We start from the raw sequence: 22971 nt of genomic DNA, 5'->3' as shown, positions 1-22971 counted from the left end.
CTCACTCCTTAGTTTTTCGCACGAATTACAGATAAATATTCTTGTACTGCGCGGTTATGGTCTTGCAAATTACTACTAAATTTATGACCACCGTTACCTGTAGCCACGAAATAGATGTTATTTGACGCATCTGGATGCATCGCAGCTTCAATAGCTTTTTGACTTGGCAAAGCAATCGGTGTAGGCGGTAAGCCGTTGATCGTATACGTATTATACGCTGTAGGTGTACGTAGATCTTGGCGAGTGATATTACCTTGGTATTTATCGCCCATGCCATAAATAACCGTAGGGTCCGTTTGTAAACGCATGCCTTGTTGTAAACGACGCACAAATACACCAGACACTTGTTCAAGCTCACTATCAATACTGGTTTCTTTTTCAATAATCGACGCCATAATTAAGGCTTCATATTTATCTTTGTACGGTAAATTTTGAGCTCGATTAGTCCAAGCCTGATCTAAGGCTTTAATTTGTCGGTTATACAAATCCTTCAAAATTTTTCGATCAGACTCGCCTTTTGCAAAGAAATACGTATTCGGTGCAAATAATCCTTCAGGATGTGAATACGGAATGCCAAGCTCTTTTAAGATTTGTGCATACGGTAAATGACTGATGTCATGCGTCACCAAAGGGTCATTTTTTAAAGCATCTATCAGTTGCTTAAATGTCGTCCCCTCGATCACTAAAATTCGATTCATTTGCGCATTTTCAGAGTTAGAAATCAGTTTCATGACTTCACGTACGCTCATGCCTTCATGAATTTCATATACACCCGCTTTCAGGGTGTCATTGATCATGAACTTTTGGTACAACTTCAAAATAATAGGAAAATGAACTTGTTTCTCTTTGGCCAGTCGGTCAATAAATCCTGAATAGGTATCCCCTGCGCCAATCGCCAACATTTGCTTTTTGCCTTCCACAGGATAGGCTTTAAATAAACTCGACCACAGTAAGATCGCCGCAAGTACAACGATACCAAGTAGCACAACCAAACATGCTTTAAATGGAAAACCTGCTTTGGCAGATTTTTTCTTATTTGTTTTTTTAGACGCGGTGGACATATTAACGAATCTGACTTAATTGAAGTGTTCGGAAAAGTTCAATACAAGCTTGAACATCTAACTCAACTCCATTCAGAGTTGATGCAATTTTCATGGGACTTAAAGCATTGCAGAAAAAAACACTCTGAAAATGCGTAATTTCATCCATATTGACGTGACGTTGAGTACATGGAATCTGATGCTGCTGCATCCGTTTTAAAATTTCTGCACGCATGACACCATGCACGCCATTATAACGAAGTTCGGGCGTAATCCATCCTTCATTTGTACGAATAAAACAATTACTGCTCACACCTTCGACAACTGTACCTTGCACATCCGTCACCAAAGCTTCCCCCCATGGGGTTTGATCCAACTCTGCTTTGAGCATGACTTGTTCTAATCGATTTAAGGACTTCAAGCCCACCAAACTTGGCATGGTTAACCCAATGGCTTGATGTAATACACCACTTTCGACAGTTTCGTACTCAAAATCTGCAACAGCTTTGGGGTAATAAAACACCCAAACATCTGCTGGATGCTCAGGTAAACTATAGCCACGCTGACCAATACCACGACTCAACACAATTTTTAAAGTGCCATTGACGACATCTTGTTTACGTAACAATTTTAGAGTGTATTCAATAAGGCTTAAATCTGCATTTAGCTTTAAACGTTCATTACTCAGTTTTAATCGTGCAATATGCAAAGCTAAAAGTTCTATTTGTCCTTGGCGAATACGTGCCGTGCTAAAACAGCCATCGCCATAGTGAAAGGCTCGATCAAGTAAATTAACTTGTTCTATTTGCTGCGCATTTTTAAAACACTGCATACGTCGTCATCCCAATTACATCACTTTATTTTAAAAAATAATCGCTCAGCATATATTTCTTTTTTGTTCATATTAAATTCTTTTTTAATTATTTTTTCTGCATTAAAACTACAGATATTCTTGCCTCATCCAACAAAACATGTATAAAAATTGAGGACAACATGAATCTATCGAAATTAAAACTTGGGGTTTGGGCTGCATTCATTTCTGCCACAGCATTTAGTGCATCTGCCAAAGATTTCTTAAATGTGTCATATGATCCAACCCGTGAATTGTATGACAACTTCAATAAAGACTTTAGTGTTTACTGGAAAAAAACCACAGGCCAAGACATTAACTTTAAACAATCTCATGGTGGCTCAGGCAAACAGGCTCGTGCAGTTATTGATGGTCTAGATGCAGATGTCGTCACTTTGGCTTTGGCTGCAGATATTGATGAAATTGCTGCACGTGGTTTAGTTGCAAAAGACTGGCAAAAGAAATTCCCACAAAACTCAACGCCATATACATCGACCATTGTGTTCTTAGTGCATAAAGGCAACCCGAAAGGCATTAAAGACTGGGGCGATTTAATTAAACCCGGTGTCGACATTATTACCCCCAACCCAAAAACATCGGGTGGTGCGCGCTGGAACTATCTAGCAGCGTGGGCTTGGGCAAAACATCAAGCAGGTGGTAATGATGCAAAAGCCCAAGAATTTGTCCGTCAAATCTATAAGCAAACCAAAGTCCTCGACTCAGGCGCACGTGGTGCAACAACTACATTCGCAGAACGTGGTATTGGTGACGTGTTATTGGCTTGGGAAAATGAAGCACATTTGGCAGTTCGTGAACAGCCAGGTAAGTTTGAGATTGTGACCCCTTCACTTTCTATCTTGGCCGAGCCGCCTGTTGCGATTGTAGAAAAAAATGCCAAGAAAGATGGCAATGAAAATTTAGCCAAAGCGTATTTAAATTATCTGTACTCACCTGCAGGTCAAACTATTGCCGCACAGAACTATTATCGTCCACGGAATGCGGCAGTTTTAGCAAAATATAAAAATGTTTTTAAACCTTTAAAACTCGTCACGATTGATAAAGAGTTTGGTGGTTGGAGCAAAGTGCAGAAAAAGCATTTTGAAAATGGTGGCGTCTTTGACCAAATCGTGAAGACCAATAATTCCAAATAATGCTTTAAATCCTGAAAAGCATCGTCCTTTCGCATAAGGTCGATGCTTTTTTTTCGTAGCTACGTCTGTTATCTTTTTTATTCATATAAAATTCGTTTTTAATTATTTTTTATGCATAAAGATTGGCGCTATTCTTCACCCATGTTACAGATAAAGTAAAAATTATTGAGGTTCACATGAGTATTTCCGCAAAATTAAAATTGGGTGTTCTTGCTGCAGTCATTTCGACGGTTTCTTTTGGCGCAGCTGCAAAAGACTTCTTAAACGTATCTTACGACCCAACGCGTGAACTCTATGAAAGTGTGAATAAAGACTTCAGTAAATATTGGGAAAGCCGTACAGGTCAAAAAATTAATTTTAAACAATCTCATGGTGGTTCAGGTAAACAAGCGCGTGCCGTCATTGATGGCTTAGATGCCGATGTGGTGACTTTAGCTCTCGCAGCAGATATTGATGTGATTGCAGAAAAAGCCAAACTTTTACCTGCAGATTGGCAAAAGAAACTTCCGCAAAACTCAACGCCATATACCTCAACTATTGTGTTCTTAGTACGCAAAGGCAACCCAAAAGCGATTAAAGATTGGGGCGATCTAGTTAAACCAGGCGTGGGTATTATTACCCCAAACCCGAAAACTTCAGGCGGTGCGCGTTGGAACTATCTAGCTGCGTGGGCTTGGGCAAAACATCAAGCGGGTGGTAATGATACAACGGCTCAAGAATTCGTCCGTAAGATTTATAAAAACACCAAAGTACTCGATTCAGGCGCACGTGGTTCGACTACGACCTTTGCTGAACGTGGTATTGGTGATGTATTGCTGGCTTGGGAAAATGAAGCACATTTAGCGATTCGTGAACAACCGGGTAAGTTTGAAATTGTGACTCCTTCACTTTCAATTTTAGCTGAGCCACCTGTTGCTGTTTTAGAAAAAAATGCAGAGAAAAAAGGCAATCTTTATTTAGCCAAAGGTTATTTAAACTTCCTTTATTCACCACGTGGTCAGCAAATCGCAGCTCAGAACTTTTACCGTCCACGTAACGCTACAACGCTTGCACAATACGTATCAGTCTTTAAGCCACTTAAACTCGTAACCATTGATAAAGAATTTGGTGGTTGGGATAAAGTCCAAAAAGCACACTTTGAAAATGGCGGCGTGTTTGACCAAATCGTCAAAGCCAACAATGGAAAATAAGACCATTCATTGACTGAATCAGGAGAACTTGACATGACACATACAGTAATTGTCCCGGGTGTAGGCGGTAGTGAACACGCACATTGGCAATCTTGGTTACAACGTCAGCTCATGTCTAGCTCTCGTGTTCAGCAAAAAGACTGGAATCATCCTGTACTCAAGGACTGGATTAAACAATTCGTTAAAACCGTACGACCTTTACAGGGTGAAATTCAAATTGTGGCGCATAGCTTTGGTTGTTTAACCACGGTGGCAGCATTGGCCTTGTATCCAGAACTCAATAAAAAAATCAAAAATTTAGTTTTGGTTGCGCCAGCCAATCCAGCACGCTTTGGAGAAAACGGCTTTGCACGCGACAGTACAACGGATTACAAAGCTTTTTTTCATCAGCTGAGTATTAGTGTGCCGACAACGATGTTGATTAGTGAAAATGATCCTTGGCTTGGCTTTGAAGATGCAAAACAACTTGCTGATGCTTGGAAGCTTTACCCTGTGAATATGGGTGCTGTGGGTCACATTAATGTTGCATCAGGTTTTGGACCGTTTCCTGAAATTTTCAATTACTTAATTTCAGAAAACCACATGAAACATATCAGCTTTACTGATGAAAACAAGTATTTATTTCAATTTGCTTTTTAAGTACTGAGCATTAAGCTTGTCGCAAAATCATTTATTCAATTTTGCTGACCTTTTAAGTCAGCTTTTCTCATTTTGAGGAGTCAACATGTCGCAGCGATCCCGAGTGCTGCCAGGATTTGGTCTTTCTCTAGGCTTTACCCTAGCGTATTTATCCTTAATTGTGCTCATTCCCCTTTCGGCCGTATTTATTAAATCTTTAGGTATCGGTTGGGATGGACTATGGGAAATTTTAAGCTCAGAACGTATTTTAAAATCGTTACAACTGAGTTTTAGTGCCGCCATTATTGCTGCGTTAGTCAATGTGGTTTTTGGTTTGCTCTTAGCATGGTGTTTGGTTCGCTATACCTTCCCGGGTAAACGTATTATCGATGCATTGGTTGATTTGCCTTTTGCATTGCCAACTGCCGTTGCTGGTATTGCACTGACTTCGTTATATGCACCGACTGGTTGGATCGGTCAGTACCTTGAACCCATTGGCATTAAAGTCGCATATACCCCAATCGGTATTACCTTAGCCCTCATCTTTATTGGTATTCCTTTTGTGGTTCGTACTGTACAGCCTGTACTGAGCGACCTAGAAACTGAACTTGAAGAAGCAGCTTCGGCACTGGGCGCAAATCGCTTTCAGATCGTGACTAAAGTGATCTTACCTATTCTATTTCCTGCTCTGTTAACAGGTTTTGCTTTGGCCTTTGCACGTGGTGTGGGTGAATATGGATCGGTAATTTTTATCGCAGGTAACCAACCCTTCAAAACTGAAATTGCTCCATTGATGATCATCTCTCGTCTTGAGGAATATGATTATGCAGGCGCGACCACGATTGCAGTTGTGATGCTGGTGATTTCTTTTGCCATTTTATTCTTAATTAACTTGGTTCAAGCATGGGCAAGTCGCCGTACAGGGAGAACTGCACGATGAATACGAATAGTAATGCGCTTGCGGAAAAATTACAGTCGCGTGATGCAACGCGTGAACCAACATGGGTTCGTTATACCCTGATCATCATTGCTTTAATTTTCTTCTTAAGCTGCCTGATTCTGCCATTGGTTTTGGTCTTCGTTGAGGCCTTTAAACAAGGTGTTGGCGTTTACTTCCAAGCACTTGTTCATCCAGACACATTATCTGCAGTGAAACTGACATTATTAACAGCTGTGATTGCCGTACCGTTAAACGTGGTCTTTGGTGTAGCAGCGGCATGGTCTGTTGCCAAGTTTAATTTCCGTGGTAAATCTATTTTAACTACGATTATTGATATGCCATTTTCAGTCTCTCCAGTCATTGCAGGCTTAATGTTGGTACTGATTTTTGGTACTCAAGGTTGGTTAGGCGGCTGGCTGATGGATAACGACATCAAAATTTTATATGCCGTTCCAGCCATTGTCCTTGCCACTGTGTTTATTACCGTTCCTTTTGTGGCACGTGAGCTAATTCCGTTAATGGAAGCTCAAGGGACAGAGGAAGAAGAAGCGGCAATCGTATTGGGTGCTTCAGGTTGGCAGACCTTCTGGAAAGTGACTCTTCCAAATATTAAATGGGGCTTAATCTACGGCGTGATTCTCTGTAATGCACGTGCAATGGGTGAGTTTGGTGCTGTTTCTGTGGTTTCAGGTCACATTCGTGGCGAAACCAACACCTTACCGCTACACGTAGAAATCCTTTATAACGAATATACCTTTAGTGCTGCTTTTGCTGTGTCTTCACTATTAGCGCTCTTGGCGATTGTGACCCTGATTTTAAAAACATGGGTTGAACTACGTCAGGAACGACAAGACAAGCGTAAAGAAGATTCACAAGTTTCTTAAGGAATGACCTCATGAGTATTCAAGTAAAAAATATTGAAAAACACTTTGGTGCATTCCATGCACTTAAAAATATCTCTTTAGATTTTCCTGATGGCCAGCTCGTTGCGCTGCTTGGCCCATCAGGCTGTGGTAAAACTACCCTGCTCCGTATCATTGCCGGTCTTGAATCTGCCGATGGCGGTCAAGTGATTTTAGAAGGTGAAGATGCCACTAAAGTTCATGTCCGTGAACGTGAAGTTGGTTTTGTATTCCAGCATTATGCACTGTTCCGCCACATGACCGTGTTTGACAACATTGCTTTTGGTTTACGCGTACGCCCACGTGCAACACGCCCATCTGAAGCCGAGATCAAAAAGCGGGTTACTCGTTTACTTGATCTTGTTCAACTTGGTTTCTTGGCTGACCGTTACCCTGCTCAGCTTTCAGGTGGTCAACGCCAACGTATTGCCTTAGCACGTGCTTTAGCTGTAGAACCACGTGTGTTATTACTGGATGAGCCTTTTGGTGCATTGGATGCCAAAGTTCGTAAGGAATTACGCCGTTGGTTACGTACCTTGCATGACGAACTCCACATCACCTCTATTTTCGTGACCCATGACCAAGAAGAAGCACTTGAAGTGGCCGATCAAATCATTGTGATGAACAAAGGCAACGTAGAGCAGATTGGCTCGCCGCGTGAAGTTTATGAAAAACCTGCAACACCGTTTGTATTTGACTTTTTAGGTCAAGCCAACCGTTTTGAAGGTCAAAATAGCAATGGCCTCATTCAAATTGGTGAAGACCGAATTTTGTTGCCACAAAACGCCAATGCGCCACAAGGCAATGTCATTGCTTTCGCTCGCCCGGATGAACTGCGTATTCATGCACAACCGCAAGAAAATGCCATCCAAGCGACTTTTGTACGTGAGCTTTGGATTGCAGGTAAAGTCATTGCTGAACTACATGACCGCCAAGGTAATCTCATCGAAATTTCATTAACGGCAGATGAAGCGAAAGCACATCAATTCCGCCCAAATCAAACAGTATGGTTAAGTGCAACGAACTTGCATTTATTTGAAAACCAAGTTGCATAAAACAAAAAAGTTGGGGCCGTCACAAGCCCCACTTGCTTTTAAGGTAAAATAAAATTATGAATTTCCAACAATTAAGAATTATTCGAGAAACCGTACGTCAGAATTTTAATTTAACAGAAGCATCTGCTGCACTTTACACCTCGCAGTCTGGCGTGAGTAAACACATCAAAGATCTAGAAGATGAACTTGGTGTACAGCTGTTTATCCGTAAAGGTAAACGTCTACTCGGTTTAACTGAACCAGGCCAGTCGTTACTGGGTATCGTTGAACGTATGCTCGTGGATGCAGACAATATTAAACGTCTAGCAGATGACTTTAACAAAGTGGATGAAGGGACATTGACGATTGCGACCACACATACGCAAGCGCGTTATGTCTTGCCGCCGATTGTGAACCAATTTAAAAAAGAATTTCCAAAAGTTCATCTAATTTTGCAACAAGCAAGCCCTGTTGAAATTACAGAAATGCTCCTTCAAGGTGAAGCGGATATTGGGATCGCAACCGAATCGTTAACCACCGAAGATAACCTTGCAAGTGTGCCTTACTATAACTGGCAACACAGTATCATCACGCCTAAAGAGCATCCACTGACCCAAAAATCAAATATCACCATTGAAGATTTGTCGAACTATCCAATTATTACTTACCACGGTGGTTTTACGGGTCGTTCAAAAATTGATAAAGCCTTTGAAGATTCAGGCTTTGATGTTGATATCGTGATGTCCGCACTTGATGCAGACGTTATTAAAACCTATGTTGAACTCAATATGGGGGTTGGTATTGTCAACGATGTGGCATATGACCCAGAACGTGACTACCGTTTAAAACAAATTCCAACCGATATTTTTGGGGTCAATACCACTTGGATTGCTGTTCGCAAAGGACATTTACTACGCGGTTATGGCTATGAGTTTATTTCTTTATGTTCACCAGATGCTGACATCAAAGCGTTGAAAAAAGTCGCTTACCCAGAAGAATGATAGGCCAATTGACGAATTAAAGAGGACACCTACTGTCCTCTTTTTTTGGTAAACACATATTTTATCTAAGTTTTCTTGGCTTTATTTTTAATTTTGATTAAAATACATCCAACACAATAAAAATTAAAACCTTATTACTTCCGACCCATATTTATGAAAAATCAATTCGTCGCAGTGGCAGTCGGTATCGTCTGCCCCATACAGATCATGTATGCAGCAGGAATAGAAAACTCAGATCAATCGATCTCGGCCTTTCTTGAACCCGGAAATTATACTGAAGTCAGTTTCGCTTATGTCGATGCTCAAGTGGACGGCAAAGTTCAAAACCAAGGTTTAATCAGTGAGTTGGGCATCACTGATTTTTCTACAGGGAATCTCGCTCATCAACAATTTTCTGGGAAATTTGCACTCAAAATTCAACCGCATGAAAATATTTCTGCGGGGATGATTTATGAACAACCTTTTCATACCGACATCAGTTATCAATATAGCCCTCGCCTACCAGATGGCTCAAATATCGATATTGAAAGTGCCGATATTAACTTTAGAACGCATAACCTAACTGGACTGGTAGGCTATCAGCCGAATAAAAATTGGAATATTTATAGCGGTTTGAGCCTACAAACATTTAAAGGTGATTTAAAAATATCTGGGCAACAATATGCAGCTCTCAATGGATACCATGCCGACTTTAAACAAGATGAAGCGCTCGGATGGCTGCTCGGTTTCAGTTATCAAATCCCTGAATACGCTATTAAAACCAGCCTAACCTATCGTTCAAAAATCAAACATGAAAATAAGACCTCTGAATCAACTTTATATTCAAATGGTCCTTTTCAGTTAGTCCCTGACACCAATACATCCATTCAAACGCCACAAAGCGTTAATTTTGAACTTCAAACAGCTGTTAGCCCACACAATGTTGTATATGGCACAGTTCGGTGGATTAATTGGAAAGATTTCAACATTCAGCCACCGCAGTTTAATGCCGTGCTTCAATACGCAGCACTCGATCCACAATACCGTGATTTAGCTGATATACAATTGGTGGAATATCAGAAAGATCAATGGTCAGGAAAGTTAGGGATTGCACATCAATTGAATCCGAGTTGGCTCGCTGCTGCAGAGTTTATTTGGGACAACGGGACAGGAAATGCGGCGTCTACCTTAAACCCAAGTGATGGCTATCTCGGTTTAGGTTTAGGTATGATGTATAAATTTAACCCGAACAATTTTCTAGCGACTGGCCTGTATTATATGAAACTCTCAAAACCATCGAATACTGAAACATCTCATATTTCAGGTCTTGCAAGTGTCTCAGACAATGATGCCATGATCTATGGTCTGAAATTTGGTCACAGATTTTAAACGCTTTCTAAAAACAAAAAAAACGAGCCGAAGCTCGTTTTTTTTATTTCAGTAAGAACTTACCAATGGTAGCTCACACCTACTTTAGCTACTGGCATCCATTCATATTTGTCATCGTTTGCAATTTTACGTGCCTCATTATCTACAGATTCGCTGATTGAAGGTGAGCCTGTTACAGAGTTTTGAAGATTACCGTACTCTTGAAGTTTCACAGTAGGGTTGCCAGTGTAATAAGCACCTACTTCACCAAATACACCAAAGTTTTTATTTAATTTTGGTGCAAAACCTAAACCTACATAAGGCGCAATGTCGTTATCATAAGATAAGTTACCTTTCACACCACCAATGCCAGTGTAGCTGGTACCATCAACTTTAATCGTACCTTCGGCATTTTTATTATGTTTATTTAGACCGTATTCATTATCGATATAACCTACACCTGCAGCAACATATAAGCCTTGTGCCCAAGGACTCGTACTTGCGCCCCATGGACGAATTTCTGCATTTAAGTAGCCAACGCTGTTATCCATATCCATGTCATATTTAGTGCCATTGATTGACAAATCATCAGACCATGAAATATCACCACCGTTATAACCTAATGCAAGGCCGACGTATGGGTTCGCAGTCCAAAGTAACGCACCACCATAACCAGTCGTACCCACTTCTAGACGAGCGCCAGTTGGGATAAGTTGGTTTTGATCAAATGCATAACCATCATGAACTACAGAGGTATCTGCCATTGCAGTACCTGCAGCAGTAAGTAGAGCAGCTACTGTTAATAAACGTAATGATTTCATGTGTTTCTCCTCAAAATAAACTGTTATTCAGATTTTACAGACTTGTTATATGGCACATGTTAAAACGAAACACAGCTCAACATTTATGCAAATTTACTGATTTTTTGTTAACTTTTGATACATTTAGATTTTAATATTGATTAATAAAGAGTTTTTGTTTCATTTTTTAAATATAATAATGATGTTAAGGAACAATTCTGTATATTTTGCGTATTTCTTATACAAACCTTATGAAAATGCTAAATTCATCACTCTTAATTTCTTGGTTTTAGTGCTTGCTTAATAATTAATTCCGATCCTAGGCCGATTTACCATCTATTTTTAACTCGATTTAGTGTAAAATCTTGGAAAATTTTTTTCTGGATGGAAGAACATGTCTCAGCTTTCAACAATCATTGAACAAGCGTTTGAAGACCGTGCTAATTTCACTGCAGCTGACTGTCCTGCTGAAGTACGTGCAGCAGTAGAAGAAGTGATCGCTGGCCTAGACAACGGTACATTACGTGTTGCTGAAAAAATTGATGGTGAATGGATTGTTCATCAATGGGTGAAAAAAGCCGTTTTGCTTTCATTCAAATTGAACGACAACAAACCAATGGAAGCTTGTGACTTACGCTTCTATGACAAAGTTGATACTAAGTTCTCTGACTGGACTGAAGAACAATTTAAAGCTGCTGGTGTACGTGTAGTACCACCTGCTGTAGCACGTAAAGGTTCTTTCCAAGCAAAAAATGTTGTATTGATGCCTTCATATGTCAATATTGGTGCATATGTTGACGAAGGTACAATGGTTGATACATGGGCAACTGTTGGTTCATGTGCTCAAATTGGTAAAAATGTTCACTTATCTGGTGGCGTTGGTATTGGTGGCGTTCTTGAACCACTTCAAGCGAATCCAACAATTATTGAAGATAACTGCTTCATCGGTGCACGTTCTGAAATCGTTGAAGGCGTAATCGTAGAAGAAGGTTCTGTGATTTCAATGGGTGTATTCATTGGTCAATCGACTAAGATTTATGACCGTGAAACTGGCGAAATCCATTACGGCCGTGTTCCTGCTGGCTCTGTTGTGGTTTCTGGCAGCCTGCCTTCTAAATGCGGTAAATACAGCCTATATGCTGCAGTAATCGTGAAAAAAGTTGACGCGAAAACTCGTGCGAAAACAAGCTTGAACGAATTATTACGCGAAGACTAAGTTTTATTTCAGCGGAGCATTCGTGTTCCGTGGAGCTTCTATCGCTCCTCGTCTCTACGGTTAGCAATAATCGTAGAGATTTTTTGTTTTTTTATATCTGGTTAATTTTGCTATGAATACCCTTCGATCTTCCGCTATTCCTGTTTCTGATCCGTCTGCGGGTTTACGTATTACGGAGATTTTTTATTCATTGCAAGGTGAAGCCAATACCGCAGGTTTGCCTACGGTCTTTATCCGCTTAACGGGCTGTCCGTTACGTTGCACTTATTGTGATACAACCTATTCGTTTGAAGGCGGTGAACGCCAATCATTAGAAGAAATTATTCAAACTACTTTAGATTTTAAAACCCCTTATATTTGCGTGACGGGTGGTGAGCCGCTTGCTCAACCGAACGCCCTTCCCCTCATGACTCGTCTGGCCGATTTAGGCTGCGAAGTTTCTTTAGAAACAAGTGGAGCTTTAGACGTGTCTAAAGTTGACCCACGTGTTTCAAAGGTTATGGATTTAAAAACCCCGACATCGGGTGAAGTTGCACGAAACTTGCTTAGCAACTTCGACCATTTAACAGCGCATGATCAGATCAAATTTGTGATTTGTAATCGTGAAGACTATGAATGGTCAAAACAGCAAGTTGAGCGCTATAAGCTAAACGAAAAAGTTAGCACCATTTGGTTCTCTCCGGCCTTTGCCGTTGAAAAAGGTGCTGTTCGTTTGCCTCAGCTTGCACGTGATTTAGCACAATGGATTTTAGAAGACCATCTCCCTGTTCGCTTCCAATTGCAATTACATAAATTGCTTTGGAACGATGAAACTGGTCGTTAAGTTTTAAAGAATTATTGGAGTAATGCATATGCGCCCTCGTGCCATAGTTTTATTGTCTGGCGGCTTAGACTCAACCACTTGTTTAGCTTGGGCTCAAGCACGTTATGAATGTATTGCCTTAAGTTTTATGTATGGTCAACGTTCTACGACAGAACTGGATGCTGCTCGTGAGTTAACTAAGCAGGCTGGTGTAGAACATCGTGTCATTAATATCGATTTAGGTAACTTAGGTGGCTCTGCGTTAACTGACCATAGCATTGAAGTTCCTGATCATGAACAAGCCGGTATTCCTGTAACTTATGTACCAGCGCGTAACACGATTTTCTTGTCATATGCTTTAGCTGCGGCGGAAGTTTTTGGTGCAGAAGCGATTGTCATTGGTATTAATGCAGTTGATTACTCAGGCTATCCAGACTGTCGTCCAGAGTTTATCGAAGCATTTGCCAACATGGCTCGCCTTGCAACAAAGGTTGGCGTTGAAGGAAAACCACTTAAATTTGAAACACCTCTGTTACATTTATCCAAAGCAAATATCATTCGCTTAGGTATAGAACATGGCGTAGACTACAGTCAAACGGTGTCTTGCTATCAAGCAGATGACCAAGGTCGTGCTTGCGGTAAATGCGATAGCTGTCGTCTTCGTAAACAAGGTTTCGTTGACGCAGGTGTTGAAGATCCGACACGTTACATACCGAAATAACAAGGTAGGGTTTATGAAAAATTTAAAATCAAACATTATTCTTTCTGCTGCGTTCTCTGCAGCTGCATTGTTTGCTTCAGTTGCACACGCTGACAACGACAAGCTTCAACAAGCATATAAGAGCACTAACGTAAAATCTTCGTTAATTAATGTTTGTAAAGAAGAAACTGGCAAAGGTAAAAAACTAACTGCCGCTGAAGTTAGCAAATACTGTACTTGTGCTGTTGAAGCAGATGGTCGTTTAACCAATGCTCAAAAATGGGAAATCCAAAGCACAATCAACCAGAAGAAAAGCCCTGCAACACTCGCTTTTGTTCAAAAACAAAATAAAGACCTTCAAGCATGTTTCGGTCCTCAGTTAACTGGTAAATTAAAAAATTTAACTGAAGAAGCAATGAAATCTGCTCAAGCGAAAAAATAATTTTTCGTCTTAAAAAAGCCTGCAAATGCAGGCTTTTTTATTGCTTTAAGTTCAAAGTAAATTCTGTATGATGGTCATATTTCACATACTTTGTTTAAGCCCCTTTAGGGATAAGACACGAAAAAGGAAATCTTCATGACTGAAATTAGCTTACCAAATCAAACCTTTCCAACTACCTCAGGTGAAGTTAACCTTGCGGAACTTAACAATGACTGGCTGATTGTTTACTTCTACCCTAAAGATTCAACACCGGGATGCACAACGCAAGCTATAGGGTTTTCATGCTTAAAAAATCAGTTTGATGCGCTTAATACCCCAATCTACGGTATTTCTCGTGACTCGGTTAAAGCTCATCAAAACTTCACTGAAAAGCAAAATCTAAGCATTGATTTAATCAGTGATAAAGAAGAAGTGCTATGTCAGCATTTTGACGTGATTAAAGAAAAAAATATGTATGGCAAAAAGGTTATGGGCATCGAACGTTCAACCTTTATTTTCCATCATGGCAAGCTGGTAAAAGAATATCGCAAGGTCAAAGCCGCAGGCCATGCAGAACAAGTCCTAGAAGATTTAAAAGCATTACAAGCAGCATAAAAGTAATGATTTGAGCCTGCTCCTATAGGAATGGGCTCAAACTTAATAAGAGCTTCTAACTAGCGCAATAATGAAATTGCAATTCCCCACATCACAACGCCAATAATAAAGTCTAAAACTTTCCATGCCTTTGCACTTTGGAAGAGCGGTAATAAATAGCGCGCGCCAAATCCGAGGACAAAGAAAAATACCCATGAAGCTGTAATTGCCCCAATCGCAAAATATACTGCTGTCGATTCAAACTTCGTGGAAATAGACCCAATCAGCACAACCGTATCGAGATACACATGTGGATTTAACCACGTTAAAGCCAAGCAAATCAGTATCAACTTCAATAGTTTGGTTTCATTCTTCTCACTGGGCGCTAAACTGCTCGAAGTTTTAAAGGCTTGCAGAAAATGCTGTACCCCATAAACTGCTAAAAACGTTGCGCCCAAATATTTCGCTGCATTGACAATTTCCGGATGACTTTCAACCAATTGGGAGAATCCGAGCACTCCCAATAAGATGAGTATCGAATCAGAAGCAGCACAAATAGCGCAGAGCCAAAAGACATACTGCTTTTTTAACCCTTGCTTGAGAATAAACGCATTTTGCGCACCAATCGCGATAATTAGGCTAAATCCAATTGCGAGCCCTTGCATATAACTGTGCAACATTTTTAACTACACTTTCAAAGCTTTAAATGAATGTTGCTATTATCCAAGCTTATTGCTAAAAATAAGTATTTATAAATAAATATCAATATAACTAAGTTTTTCTTAGTTTATAGAATTTCTAATGCTCATAGGTGACTCATGTTACAAAGCAAACATAGTGAAGCATTTCTTGCGGTTGCAGAAACAGGAAGCTTTGAACAAGCGGCACTGCGTTTAAATATTACGGCATCTGCGGTCACGCTCAGGCTACAAACCTTAGAAAAGAAATTAGGTCATGTGCTCATTGTGCGTGAACGGCCCTGCCGCCCAACACTCGCAGGCCAATCTTTATTGCATTATTTACAACACAGCAAATTACTAGAACATAATTTTCTGCAAAATCTAACAGGACAAACGGCGAATGCTTTCTATCAAGTCAATATTGCAACCAATGCTGACTCACTTGCGACATGGCTGCTTCCGCTACTCAAAGATCTCTTAATTGAAGAAAAAATCGTGATTCATTTTCAGGTCGATGATCAGTCACAAACACATCATTTATTAGAAGCAGGACTGGTCAATGCCTGTGTCACAACAGAATCAGAAGCCATGAAAGGCTGCGTCGCAGAATATCTGGGTGAAATGCATTATCGCTTTGTAGCAACCCCTGATTTTATACAAAGATGGTTCGGTCAAGGCGTGACGCGAAATGCGTTAAGGGCTGCGCCTGCACTGATTTTTAATGAGAAAGATGACCTACATACGCAATCGATTCAGAAAAATTTCGGACTCAATCCTTCACAATATCCACATCATTTCATTCCCTCTTCAACGGCATTTTTTGATGCCATTACGATGGGCTTGGGCTATGGATGGTTACCCGACTATCAAAGCAAAGACTTATTGGCAGAGGGAAAATTGATAGAGCTTTCAACAGAACTCAGTATTGATTTAGCCTTGTATTGGCATCACTGGAACCAACAATCTGTTCAATTACAAAAATTGACTGCTGTTGTGCTGCAACATGCCAAAGATCATATGTGTTAAACCCTGTAAGACTGCGGTTATTCAAGCCGCCATTGGCCTTTGAGCTGTATCAATACTTGCTCACCAACACCACCCAGTGCTTTACGCATACCAAAATCACTACGCTTAATGGTTGCCAAAGATTGAACATCCAACACTTTTGGATTTTGCGGATTTGGGGTGAGTGTGGTATCGAAGATCACAGGTTTAGTGATACCACGAATGGTGAGATCCCCTCGAATCATATACTTCGCATATGCCACTGGTTCGATTTGTTTACTGACAAACTTCACTTGCTTAAATTCAGCGGCATCAAAATATTCACTTCCCAAGATTAATCCCTTTAAGCTTGGGTTACTAAAACTAATGCTATCTACATCTAACAGTAAATGCGCTGAACCTTTATGTGGAATTTCAGGATCAAACTTAAGGTTCGACTGAACCTTATTAAAGCGCCCTTCTACAATAGACAGCCCCACAGATTTAATGCCAAAAGTGACCTGACTATTAGGCGTTAGCGTCCACTCAGCAGCATGTAGGGGCAATACGCAGCATAAAGCGAAGGCTCCCATATATTTTGCTAAGGTTCCGTGACGCAAATTCATGTTTTTCTCCTGAATAAAACACAACCTAAAATCACTACAATGTTTATTTTTTGCTCCATTGTAGTGCTAGAAATTTTAGCGTTTTTTTATAGCAGATTTGTTTTATCCTGAGTCATAAATTTGTGTTGAAGTTGTTTATAAATGTCTGTCTGTTGAAATTTTTGCAAAAATTCGACGGTACCTTGAGGAAAAGCATTATGCTGAATTTCACCACGAAAATACGCTTCACGTACTGGTGTCGCAGAAATCGCCCCTTCTAGACTATCCAGCTCAACCATTTTCCACTCGGGGAAGAATTTTAAATAATAAGAAGAATCATCTTTAAAATGCCCGATCAAACCGACTTTTGCATTCGTTTCAACTACATCATCTACCAAAGATTTGACTAACTTTTGCCATTTTTCATCGTTATATACATCAATCACATGCACAAACTTGATTCGCTTCTGATCTTGCTCTGAAAAACTTGAAAGGATCATCTGCTCACGTTCTACAGCCAAAAATGGATTTTTGATATTACGTTCATTTTGCGCCGAACCAAGCGCTAAAAGCACATATTGACTTTGTTGCAAGGCAATTTTAATGGTTTGCAGATGTGCTAAATGGAACGGCTGAAAACGCCCAATGAAAACCAAATAATCAAATGTATATTTCATATCAAATCAAACTTTTTATGAACTGAGCAGTTGTGCCACAGGCTGAAATATGCGACATAATGTTGAGCATAAAATCAAAACGAAACTTTTACGCAAGGATAGTACGATGACACTGAGCTGTATTCAACAACCCCATGAACATTTGAATGCGAATTTGGACAATGGCGTACTGACCTTAGCCATCAACCGACCTCAGGCGAAGAACGCGCTGTATACAGAACTATATCTGTGGATTGCAAAAGCATTAGATGAAGCTGATCAAGATACTTCAGTGCGTGTAGTTGTACTCCGTGGTCAAGATGCGGACTTCAGTGCGGGCAATGACATGCAAGATTTTATGAAATCTGCTGCTCAAAAAGGGCAAGCTCCAGCTTCTGAAGGCGCACCGTTCATTTTATTAAAATCTGCTGCTCAATTTTCTAAGCCGCTGATTGCTGCGGTTCGCGGTGTTGCCATTGGGATTGGTGTTACGATTCTGCTTCATTGCGATCTAGTCTACAGCGACAATACTGCCCTATTCCAAATTCCGTTTGTGAGCCTTGGTCTATCGCCTGAAGGTGCATCGAGCAAGCTATTGGTTCAACAAGCCGGCTACCATAAAGCGGCGGAATTACTGTTAACTGCTCAGAAGTTTGATAGTGCGACAGCGCTTTCAGCAAATTTGGTCAATAGCATTGAAGAAGATGCTTATGCGACAGCTGCGAAAAAAGCAGCACAGTTATCTGCACTTCCACTAGCGTCTTTGGTTCAATCAAAAGCATTAATGAAACATAATGTAGATGAAATCGTGGCATGGATTGACCATGAAGCTGAGATTTTCATGGATCGAGTAGGTTCTCCAGAAATGATGGAAGCTGTTGCAGCCTTTATGCAAAAACGCAAACCTGACTTCTCTCAGTTCAATTAATGTTTTAATGGAACGTAAAAAACCACTCATATTTGGGTGGTTTTTTTCATCTTAGCCCCAATCTATTTTCTAAATTTAAAAACTGGATGTTTCCACATGACTGCAGCATCACAAACTGAAACTAAACCTGAAAAGAAACGCTACTACGAGCCTGCGCCTGAAGGCATCGATATCGAGAATTTTAAAAAAATTGTACAAAGCCGTCGTTCTGTACGTAAGTTTACCGACAAGGCCATTCCAAACGATGTTTTAGATGAATGCTTAGACCTCGCCTTACTTGCACCCAATTCATCGAATTTACAACCGTGGACATTCTACGTCGTTCAAAACCCTACAAAGAAAAAACAATTAGTGAAAGCTTGCCTAGGGCAACTAGCTGCAAAAACTGCTGCTGAATTGATTGTCTGTGTCGCGCGTACCGACCGTGTAGATGAAATGGCTAAACGTAATATTTCCGAATTTCCATTCCCTGAAGCACCTGCAGCTGTGCAGAAGTATTACAAGTTCATTCCTTATAACTATAAGACAGGCTACTTCAACGCCCTAGGTAACTTTAAGAAAGTTGCTTTCAAAGTTGCACGTACACTGGATAAACAATTGCCTGTAACAGCATTTAATGAAGCAGATGCAAAACTTTGGGCGAGCAAAACCACAGCATTGGCTTGTGAAAACTTAGTTTTGGCTTTACGTGCCTATGGTTTTGACAGTTGTATGATGGAAGGTTTTGATGAACCTTTGGTGAAGAAGATTTTAAGATTAAATGCTCAGCAATACCCAGTGATGGTGATTGGTGCAGGTGAACGTGCTAAAGATGGTGTATTCTTCCCGCAGTATCGTTTTGACCGTGAGCTGTTTATTCAGAAGATATAATTTGCTTTCAAAAGAATAGTCACAACCGCAATTGACTGCATAACTTTAAATATTAGGTAAGTCCCGTCTCCCTTCGGGAAGAGGAGCATTCTTCGTAAGAAGATGAGGGGCATAATCTGATAAATCCTCTCCCTAACCCTCTCCTTTAAAAGGAGAGGGAACTTTCATTATGAATTAAAAACTTACATCCACCATTTGAATAAACTCAAATGCCGGCTCTTCATAAGGATGACTTACTTTTAAAGACCTTGCGACCTCACTCGCCTTCTCTTCAGGCACGATGGTTTCCACTCGCCATTCAGGGATAGACTCCAGCTGATCCAACTCACCAATAAAAGGATTTGCGCCTTTTACAGGTTTAAATTGCCCTGTACCTAACACCTGCCAAGCGCAGTGTTCATAGTTGCCTATACCGCCTGCTCCAGCTTCAAAAACAGCCAGTTTAGTCGACTCTAGGTGAGACTCAGGTACATAATAAATTAGTTTTAACATTGACTATTCCAGACGCTATTGTGCAGTCACATCATTTAAAGCACTGCAAATCATTTTCAATGCCGTATTATTCGATGCATGCGGATAGGTAGCATATAAACCTAGTTTCGGTAATTCCATATCTGTTTGAATGACTTTGACCGAATCATTTAAAAACTTCAGTAAATATTCGGGCACAAAACTCAGCCCCATACCCATATTAATCAAATTTAAATGCTGCATGACATTGGTCACCCACAGCATGTGATCATGTTGTTGCTGATCAAAAGGAATCAAGGCATTTAAGGTATCGTAAAACACAGGAGAAGCATTTTGTTCACACATAATAATGGTGTGATTTTTTAACTCTTGAAGTTTTAAGATGCGATCTGATGGATGCAAATGCGCTGCACCGACTAGATAAATCTGCTCACTTAAAACCTGAATATTGGTGAAGTCGTCATGAATTAAGTGATGACGAGTAAAGCTAATATCCAATTCGGTATTTTTAAGTTTTTGGATTTGCTCTGTACACGTCAAGCTATGTAAATGAATTTTTAAATCAGGGATATGTTGTTTTAATTGCGCCAAAATACTCGGCATAATTTTCAATTCTGCGACATTTAAAAAGCCAATATGTATTTGATTATTTTTGGCTTGCGCCACGTGGCGAGCTGCAGCTACAGCTTGTTTGGCATTTTCTAGTGCTTGCTCGGAATATTTCAGAAAAGCCTGCCCTTCATCGGTCAGTAAAACTTTGCGAGCAGAACGTTCAAATAATTGCACCCCAACCTCTTGCTCTAAGTCTTTAATTTGCTGACTAAGCGATGGTTGTGCTGTAAATAGTTTTTCCGCTGCCTTAGTGAAACTCTGTTCTTTCGCCACCGTCACAAAATAACGTAAATGTCGTAATTCCATTCGCTTCACTCCACACACTCCCTACATCACCTGTGTCATGCAGTCAAAATACCAATAGATCTATAGTTTATATGAATATCCATTCTACTCGGAAAATCATTTGCCTAGACTGCGGACTATTCCAAGTTTGCGCTTCACATACACATGGAGTTTTGTATGACACAGCAATACGATACCGATGTTCTGATTATTGGCACAGGGCCTGCAGGTTCTACTTTAGGTTTAGCCTTGGCAAATTACGGTATTCAGGTTCAGCTTTTTACCCAATTTAATTGGTTAGCCAATAGTCCGCGTGCCCATATTACCAACCAACGTGCGATGGAAGTGTTACGTGACTTAGGTATCGAAGAACAGGTCAAAAAAATTGCAACGCCTTGGGAACAGATGGGTGAAAGCCTCATTACCACGAGCCTTGTCGGTGAAGAAATTGCCCGTATGAGTGCTTGGGGAACCGGTGATGAACGTCATGGCGATTATATTAAAGGCAGTCCTTGTCCATTGGTCGATCTCATTCAGCCGAAAATGGAAGCTTTGTTGGTAAAAAATGCGGCTGAACGTGGTGCAATTTATAATTTTAATACTGAATATTTGTCCCATGTGCAAGATGAGCATGGTGTAACAGCAACCTTTTTAAATCGTATTACAAATACTGAATTCAGCTTACGTGCCAAATATTTGGTCGGTATGGATGGGGCAAAATCCAGAGTCCTTGAACAGCTTGATTTACCCCTTGAAGGGGTGATGTCTCGTGCAGGTACAGTCTATGTAACCTTTAAAGCTGATCTTTCCAAATACGTGAAACACCGCCCTGCTATTTTGCAATGGATTGTTAACCCTGAAGCCAGCTTTGGTGATCTGGGTATGGGCTTACTCCGTGCCATTACACCTTGGAATGAATGGATCATGGGTTGGGGCTTTGATATTTCCAAAGGCGAACCACAAGTCACCGAAGAACAAGTTCGTGCTCGACTTAATACCTTTGTCGGTGCTGAAATTGAAAATGTCGAGATTCAAAAATTGTCTTATTGGTATGTGAACCAAACATGGGCAACCGAATATTCAAAAGGTCGTGTATTCTGCGGCGGTGATGCGGTACATCGTCATCCACCATCAAGTGGCTTAGGTTCAAATACCTGTATGCAAGATGCTTTTAACCTCGGTTGGAAATTGGCATATGCCATTAAAGGTTGGGCTGCTCCTACTCTACTTGATTCTTATACATTAGAGCGTGCGCCTGTTGGCAAGCAAATCGTGGCGCGTGCCAATCAATCTCGCTTTGACTATAAGCATCTCAAAGAGGTATTTGGTTTTGACCAAGGCATCACAACTCAAGCTCAAATGATGCAACGTATTTTTGCAGAAGATGAACAAGCTGCAGAAATACGTCAAAAGCTATATCAAGCCTTAGAAATTAAAAACTTTGAGTTTAATGCCCAAGGTGTAGAGCTGAATCAGCGTTATACATCCAATGCCATGATTGCTGAATCTGAAGCGGAAGTCTTTGAGAAAGATCAACAGCTTTACTTGCAAGCGACCACACGTCCGGGGGCAAAAGTTCCGCATACATGGTTGATTAATACCAAAGGCCAAAAAATTTCAACCTTAGACATCACAGGCAAAGGGCGTTTTACCTTAATTACGGGCTTGTCTGGCAAAGGCTGGAAGCAAGCTACAGAAGCTTTGGATTTGCCTTATTTGGATGTTATTCAAGTTGGTTCTCGTGAATACCGTGATGTGTACGGTACGTGGAATGCGAAATCTGAAATTCATGAATCAGGCGCTGTCTTAGTTCGTCCAGATGGTTATGTCGCTTGGCGATACCAAGACAGTACTAATGCTGCTTTTGATTATGAAAATACGTTGAAGGCGGTGTTAAAACAGATTCAATTGGCTGTTTAATCAAAAAAACCACCTTCGGGTGGTTTTATTAATTCAATATTTTAGGATTTTTCTTTCCAACAATGTTGTTTTTTTTCTACACCTATTTCAGCTTTATCTAACAACAATACTAAATTTTGTGTTCGATTATTTGAACTTTTTGGCACAAAACTATTTTGACTATATCCATTTTTATAAACGCAAATCGACCAACTATATTTTGCTGGAAATATATGAATAAATTGCAAACTTTTCTCTGCAGAAAATGTAGCAATTCCGTCCTGTGTTTTTTTTAATGTAGATTCAGTAAAAGACTTGCCTTGCCATGTTGTAAGATTTAAAAATACTTCTGCATCGTCCAACTTTTCATTTTGA

The 22971-nt window shown here is 40.3% G+C and carries 26 protein-coding genes; 17 read left to right on the top strand and 9 right to left on the bottom strand.

Translation table 11 applies throughout. The annotated features are described in order from the left end of the window. Positions 1 to 8: 8 nt before the first annotated feature. Complete coding sequence (gene mltG / locus FTT85_RS07830) at positions 9 to 1061, bottom strand: endolytic transglycosylase MltG (RefSeq protein WP_180183259.1); 1053 nt, start codon at positions 1059 to 1061, stop codon at positions 9 to 11. A gap of 1 nt (position 1062) precedes the next feature. Continuing rightward, the gene (pabC, locus tag FTT85_RS07825) at positions 1063 to 1872 is read right to left on the bottom strand and encodes an aminodeoxychorismate lyase (RefSeq protein WP_180183258.1); all 810 of its coding nucleotides are present in this window, start codon (positions 1870 to 1872) and stop codon (positions 1063 to 1065) included. A 161-nt stretch (positions 1873 to 2033) separates the two neighbouring features. On the opposite strand from pabC, the gene FTT85_RS07820 reads away from it, so the two are divergent. From FTT85_RS07820 to FTT85_RS07785, 8 genes are all read left to right on the top strand, one after another. Continuing rightward, a complete protein-coding gene (locus tag FTT85_RS07820) occupies positions 2034 to 3041 on the top strand; it encodes a sulfate ABC transporter substrate-binding protein (protein WP_180183257.1) in 1008 nt (335 codons plus the stop codon). Between the two features lie 176 nt (positions 3042 to 3217). After that, complete coding sequence (locus FTT85_RS07815; RefSeq protein ID WP_180183256.1) at positions 3218 to 4231, top strand: sulfate ABC transporter substrate-binding protein; 1014 nt, start codon at positions 3218 to 3220, stop codon at positions 4229 to 4231. A gap of 33 nt (positions 4232 to 4264) precedes the next feature. Beyond that, positions 4265 to 4870, top strand: coding sequence for an alpha/beta hydrolase (locus FTT85_RS07810; protein WP_180183255.1), 606 nt, complete (start codon positions 4265 to 4267; stop codon positions 4868 to 4870). 85 nt (positions 4871 to 4955) lie between these two features. Next, complete coding sequence (gene cysT / locus FTT85_RS07805) at positions 4956 to 5789, top strand: sulfate ABC transporter permease subunit CysT (protein ID WP_180007627.1); 834 nt, start codon at positions 4956 to 4958, stop codon at positions 5787 to 5789. Then, positions 5786 to 6673 carry a sulfate ABC transporter permease subunit CysW gene (cysW, locus tag FTT85_RS07800; RefSeq protein WP_078192018.1) on the top strand — a complete coding sequence of 296 codons (888 nt, stop codon included), beginning with the start codon at positions 5786 to 5788 and terminating at the stop codon, positions 6671 to 6673. Before cysT ends, cysW begins: the two co-directional genes overlap by 4 nt. 11 nt (positions 6674 to 6684) lie before the next feature. Continuing rightward, positions 6685 to 7746 carry a sulfate/molybdate ABC transporter ATP-binding protein gene (locus tag FTT85_RS07795; RefSeq protein WP_078190344.1) on the top strand — a complete coding sequence of 354 codons (1062 nt, stop codon included), beginning with the start codon at positions 6685 to 6687 and terminating at the stop codon, positions 7744 to 7746. Between the two features lie 56 nt (positions 7747 to 7802). Continuing rightward, positions 7803 to 8726, top strand: a complete 924-nt coding sequence (locus FTT85_RS07790; RefSeq protein ID WP_180183254.1) for a CysB family HTH-type transcriptional regulator — start codon at positions 7803 to 7805, stop codon at positions 8724 to 8726. Positions 8727 to 8879: 153 nt separating this feature from the next. Then, entirely contained in the window at positions 8880 to 10094 is a 1215-nt protein-coding gene (locus FTT85_RS07785; RefSeq protein WP_180183253.1) for an OmpP1/FadL family transporter, read from the top strand. 59 nt (positions 10095 to 10153) lie between these two features. Here FTT85_RS07785 and carO read toward each other — a convergent pair whose 3' ends face one another. Further along, on the bottom strand, positions 10154 to 10894 hold the full coding sequence (gene carO, locus FTT85_RS07780; RefSeq protein ID WP_180073575.1) for an ornithine uptake porin CarO: 741 nt from the start codon (positions 10892 to 10894) through the stop codon (positions 10154 to 10156). 373 nt (positions 10895 to 11267) lie between these two features. On the opposite strand from carO, the gene dapD reads away from it, so the two are divergent. The 5 genes from dapD to FTT85_RS07755 all read left to right on the top strand — a co-directional run bounded on the left by dapD (position 11268) and on the right by FTT85_RS07755 (position 14627). Continuing rightward, a complete protein-coding gene (dapD, locus tag FTT85_RS07775) occupies positions 11268 to 12089 on the top strand; it encodes a 2,3,4,5-tetrahydropyridine-2,6-dicarboxylate N-succinyltransferase (RefSeq protein ID WP_078190347.1) in 822 nt (273 codons plus the stop codon). A gap of 112 nt (positions 12090 to 12201) precedes the next feature. Continuing rightward, the gene (gene queE / locus FTT85_RS07770; RefSeq protein ID WP_078192023.1) at positions 12202 to 12912 is read left to right on the top strand and encodes a 7-carboxy-7-deazaguanine synthase QueE; all 711 of its coding nucleotides are present in this window, start codon (positions 12202 to 12204) and stop codon (positions 12910 to 12912) included. 28 nt (positions 12913 to 12940) lie between these two features. Then, positions 12941 to 13612 (top strand): 7-cyano-7-deazaguanine synthase QueC, encoded by a 672-nt coding sequence (gene queC / locus FTT85_RS07765; protein ID WP_078190349.1) that lies wholly within the window; start codon positions 12941 to 12943, stop codon positions 13610 to 13612. 13 nt (positions 13613 to 13625) lie between these two features. Beyond that, positions 13626 to 14033, top strand: a complete 408-nt coding sequence (locus FTT85_RS07760; protein ID WP_078192024.1) for a hypothetical protein — start codon at positions 13626 to 13628, stop codon at positions 14031 to 14033. A gap of 135 nt (positions 14034 to 14168) precedes the next feature. Continuing rightward, positions 14169 to 14627, top strand: coding sequence for a peroxiredoxin (locus tag FTT85_RS07755; RefSeq protein WP_180094965.1), 459 nt, complete (start codon positions 14169 to 14171; stop codon positions 14625 to 14627). Positions 14628 to 14686: 59 nt separating this feature from the next. On the opposite strand, the gene FTT85_RS07750 is transcribed toward FTT85_RS07755, so the two are convergent. Continuing rightward, a complete protein-coding gene (locus tag FTT85_RS07750) occupies positions 14687 to 15286 on the bottom strand; it encodes a LysE/ArgO family amino acid transporter (protein WP_180118225.1) in 600 nt (199 codons plus the stop codon). A 138-nt stretch (positions 15287 to 15424) separates the two neighbouring features. Between FTT85_RS07750 and FTT85_RS07745 the strand changes: the two genes are divergently transcribed. Further along, the gene (locus tag FTT85_RS07745; RefSeq protein WP_180026887.1) at positions 15425 to 16312 is read left to right on the top strand and encodes a LysR family transcriptional regulator ArgP; all 888 of its coding nucleotides are present in this window, start codon (positions 15425 to 15427) and stop codon (positions 16310 to 16312) included. 17 nt (positions 16313 to 16329) lie between these two features. Here FTT85_RS07745 and FTT85_RS07740 read toward each other — a convergent pair whose 3' ends face one another. Then, positions 16330 to 16896 carry a YceI family protein gene (locus FTT85_RS07740; protein ID WP_180003275.1) on the bottom strand — a complete coding sequence of 189 codons (567 nt, stop codon included), beginning with the start codon at positions 16894 to 16896 and terminating at the stop codon, positions 16330 to 16332. A gap of 86 nt (positions 16897 to 16982) precedes the next feature. After that, complete coding sequence (locus FTT85_RS07735) at positions 16983 to 17552, bottom strand: nicotinate-nicotinamide nucleotide adenylyltransferase (protein ID WP_180026888.1); 570 nt, start codon at positions 17550 to 17552, stop codon at positions 16983 to 16985. A gap of 106 nt (positions 17553 to 17658) precedes the next feature. Here FTT85_RS07735 and FTT85_RS07730 point away from each other — a divergent pair, with 106 nt between their 5' ends. Further along, positions 17659 to 18459, top strand: a complete 801-nt coding sequence (locus tag FTT85_RS07730; protein ID WP_078192396.1) for an enoyl-CoA hydratase-related protein — start codon at positions 17659 to 17661, stop codon at positions 18457 to 18459. Between the two features lie 96 nt (positions 18460 to 18555). Beyond that, positions 18556 to 19329 carry a nitroreductase family protein gene (locus FTT85_RS07725; RefSeq protein WP_180109513.1) on the top strand — a complete coding sequence of 258 codons (774 nt, stop codon included), beginning with the start codon at positions 18556 to 18558 and terminating at the stop codon, positions 19327 to 19329. A gap of 174 nt (positions 19330 to 19503) precedes the next feature. Here FTT85_RS07725 and FTT85_RS07720 read toward each other — a convergent pair whose 3' ends face one another. Further along, complete coding sequence (locus FTT85_RS07720; protein WP_180109514.1) at positions 19504 to 19821, bottom strand: NGG1p interacting factor NIF3; 318 nt, start codon at positions 19819 to 19821, stop codon at positions 19504 to 19506. Between the two features lie 15 nt (positions 19822 to 19836). Then, positions 19837 to 20718, bottom strand: a complete 882-nt coding sequence (locus FTT85_RS07715; protein WP_180063430.1) for a LysR family transcriptional regulator — start codon at positions 20716 to 20718, stop codon at positions 19837 to 19839. Between the two features lie 156 nt (positions 20719 to 20874). Here FTT85_RS07715 and FTT85_RS07710 point away from each other — a divergent pair, with 156 nt between their 5' ends. After that, complete coding sequence (locus FTT85_RS07710; protein WP_180183252.1) at positions 20875 to 22617, top strand: FAD-dependent monooxygenase; 1743 nt, start codon at positions 20875 to 20877, stop codon at positions 22615 to 22617. A gap of 41 nt (positions 22618 to 22658) precedes the next feature. Here the strand turns inward: FTT85_RS07710 and FTT85_RS07705 are convergent. After that, a partial coding sequence (locus tag FTT85_RS07705) for a hypothetical protein (RefSeq protein WP_180183251.1) occupies positions 22659 to 22971 on the bottom strand: 313 nt, incomplete at its 5' end.

The organism is Acinetobacter sp. YH01020 (assembly GCF_013420275.1).
GTDB lineage: Bacteria > Pseudomonadota > Gammaproteobacteria > Pseudomonadales > Moraxellaceae > Acinetobacter > Acinetobacter amyesii.
Note: the sequence above shows the minus strand (reverse complement) of the source record. Positions and strands in the feature narration are given on the sequence as shown.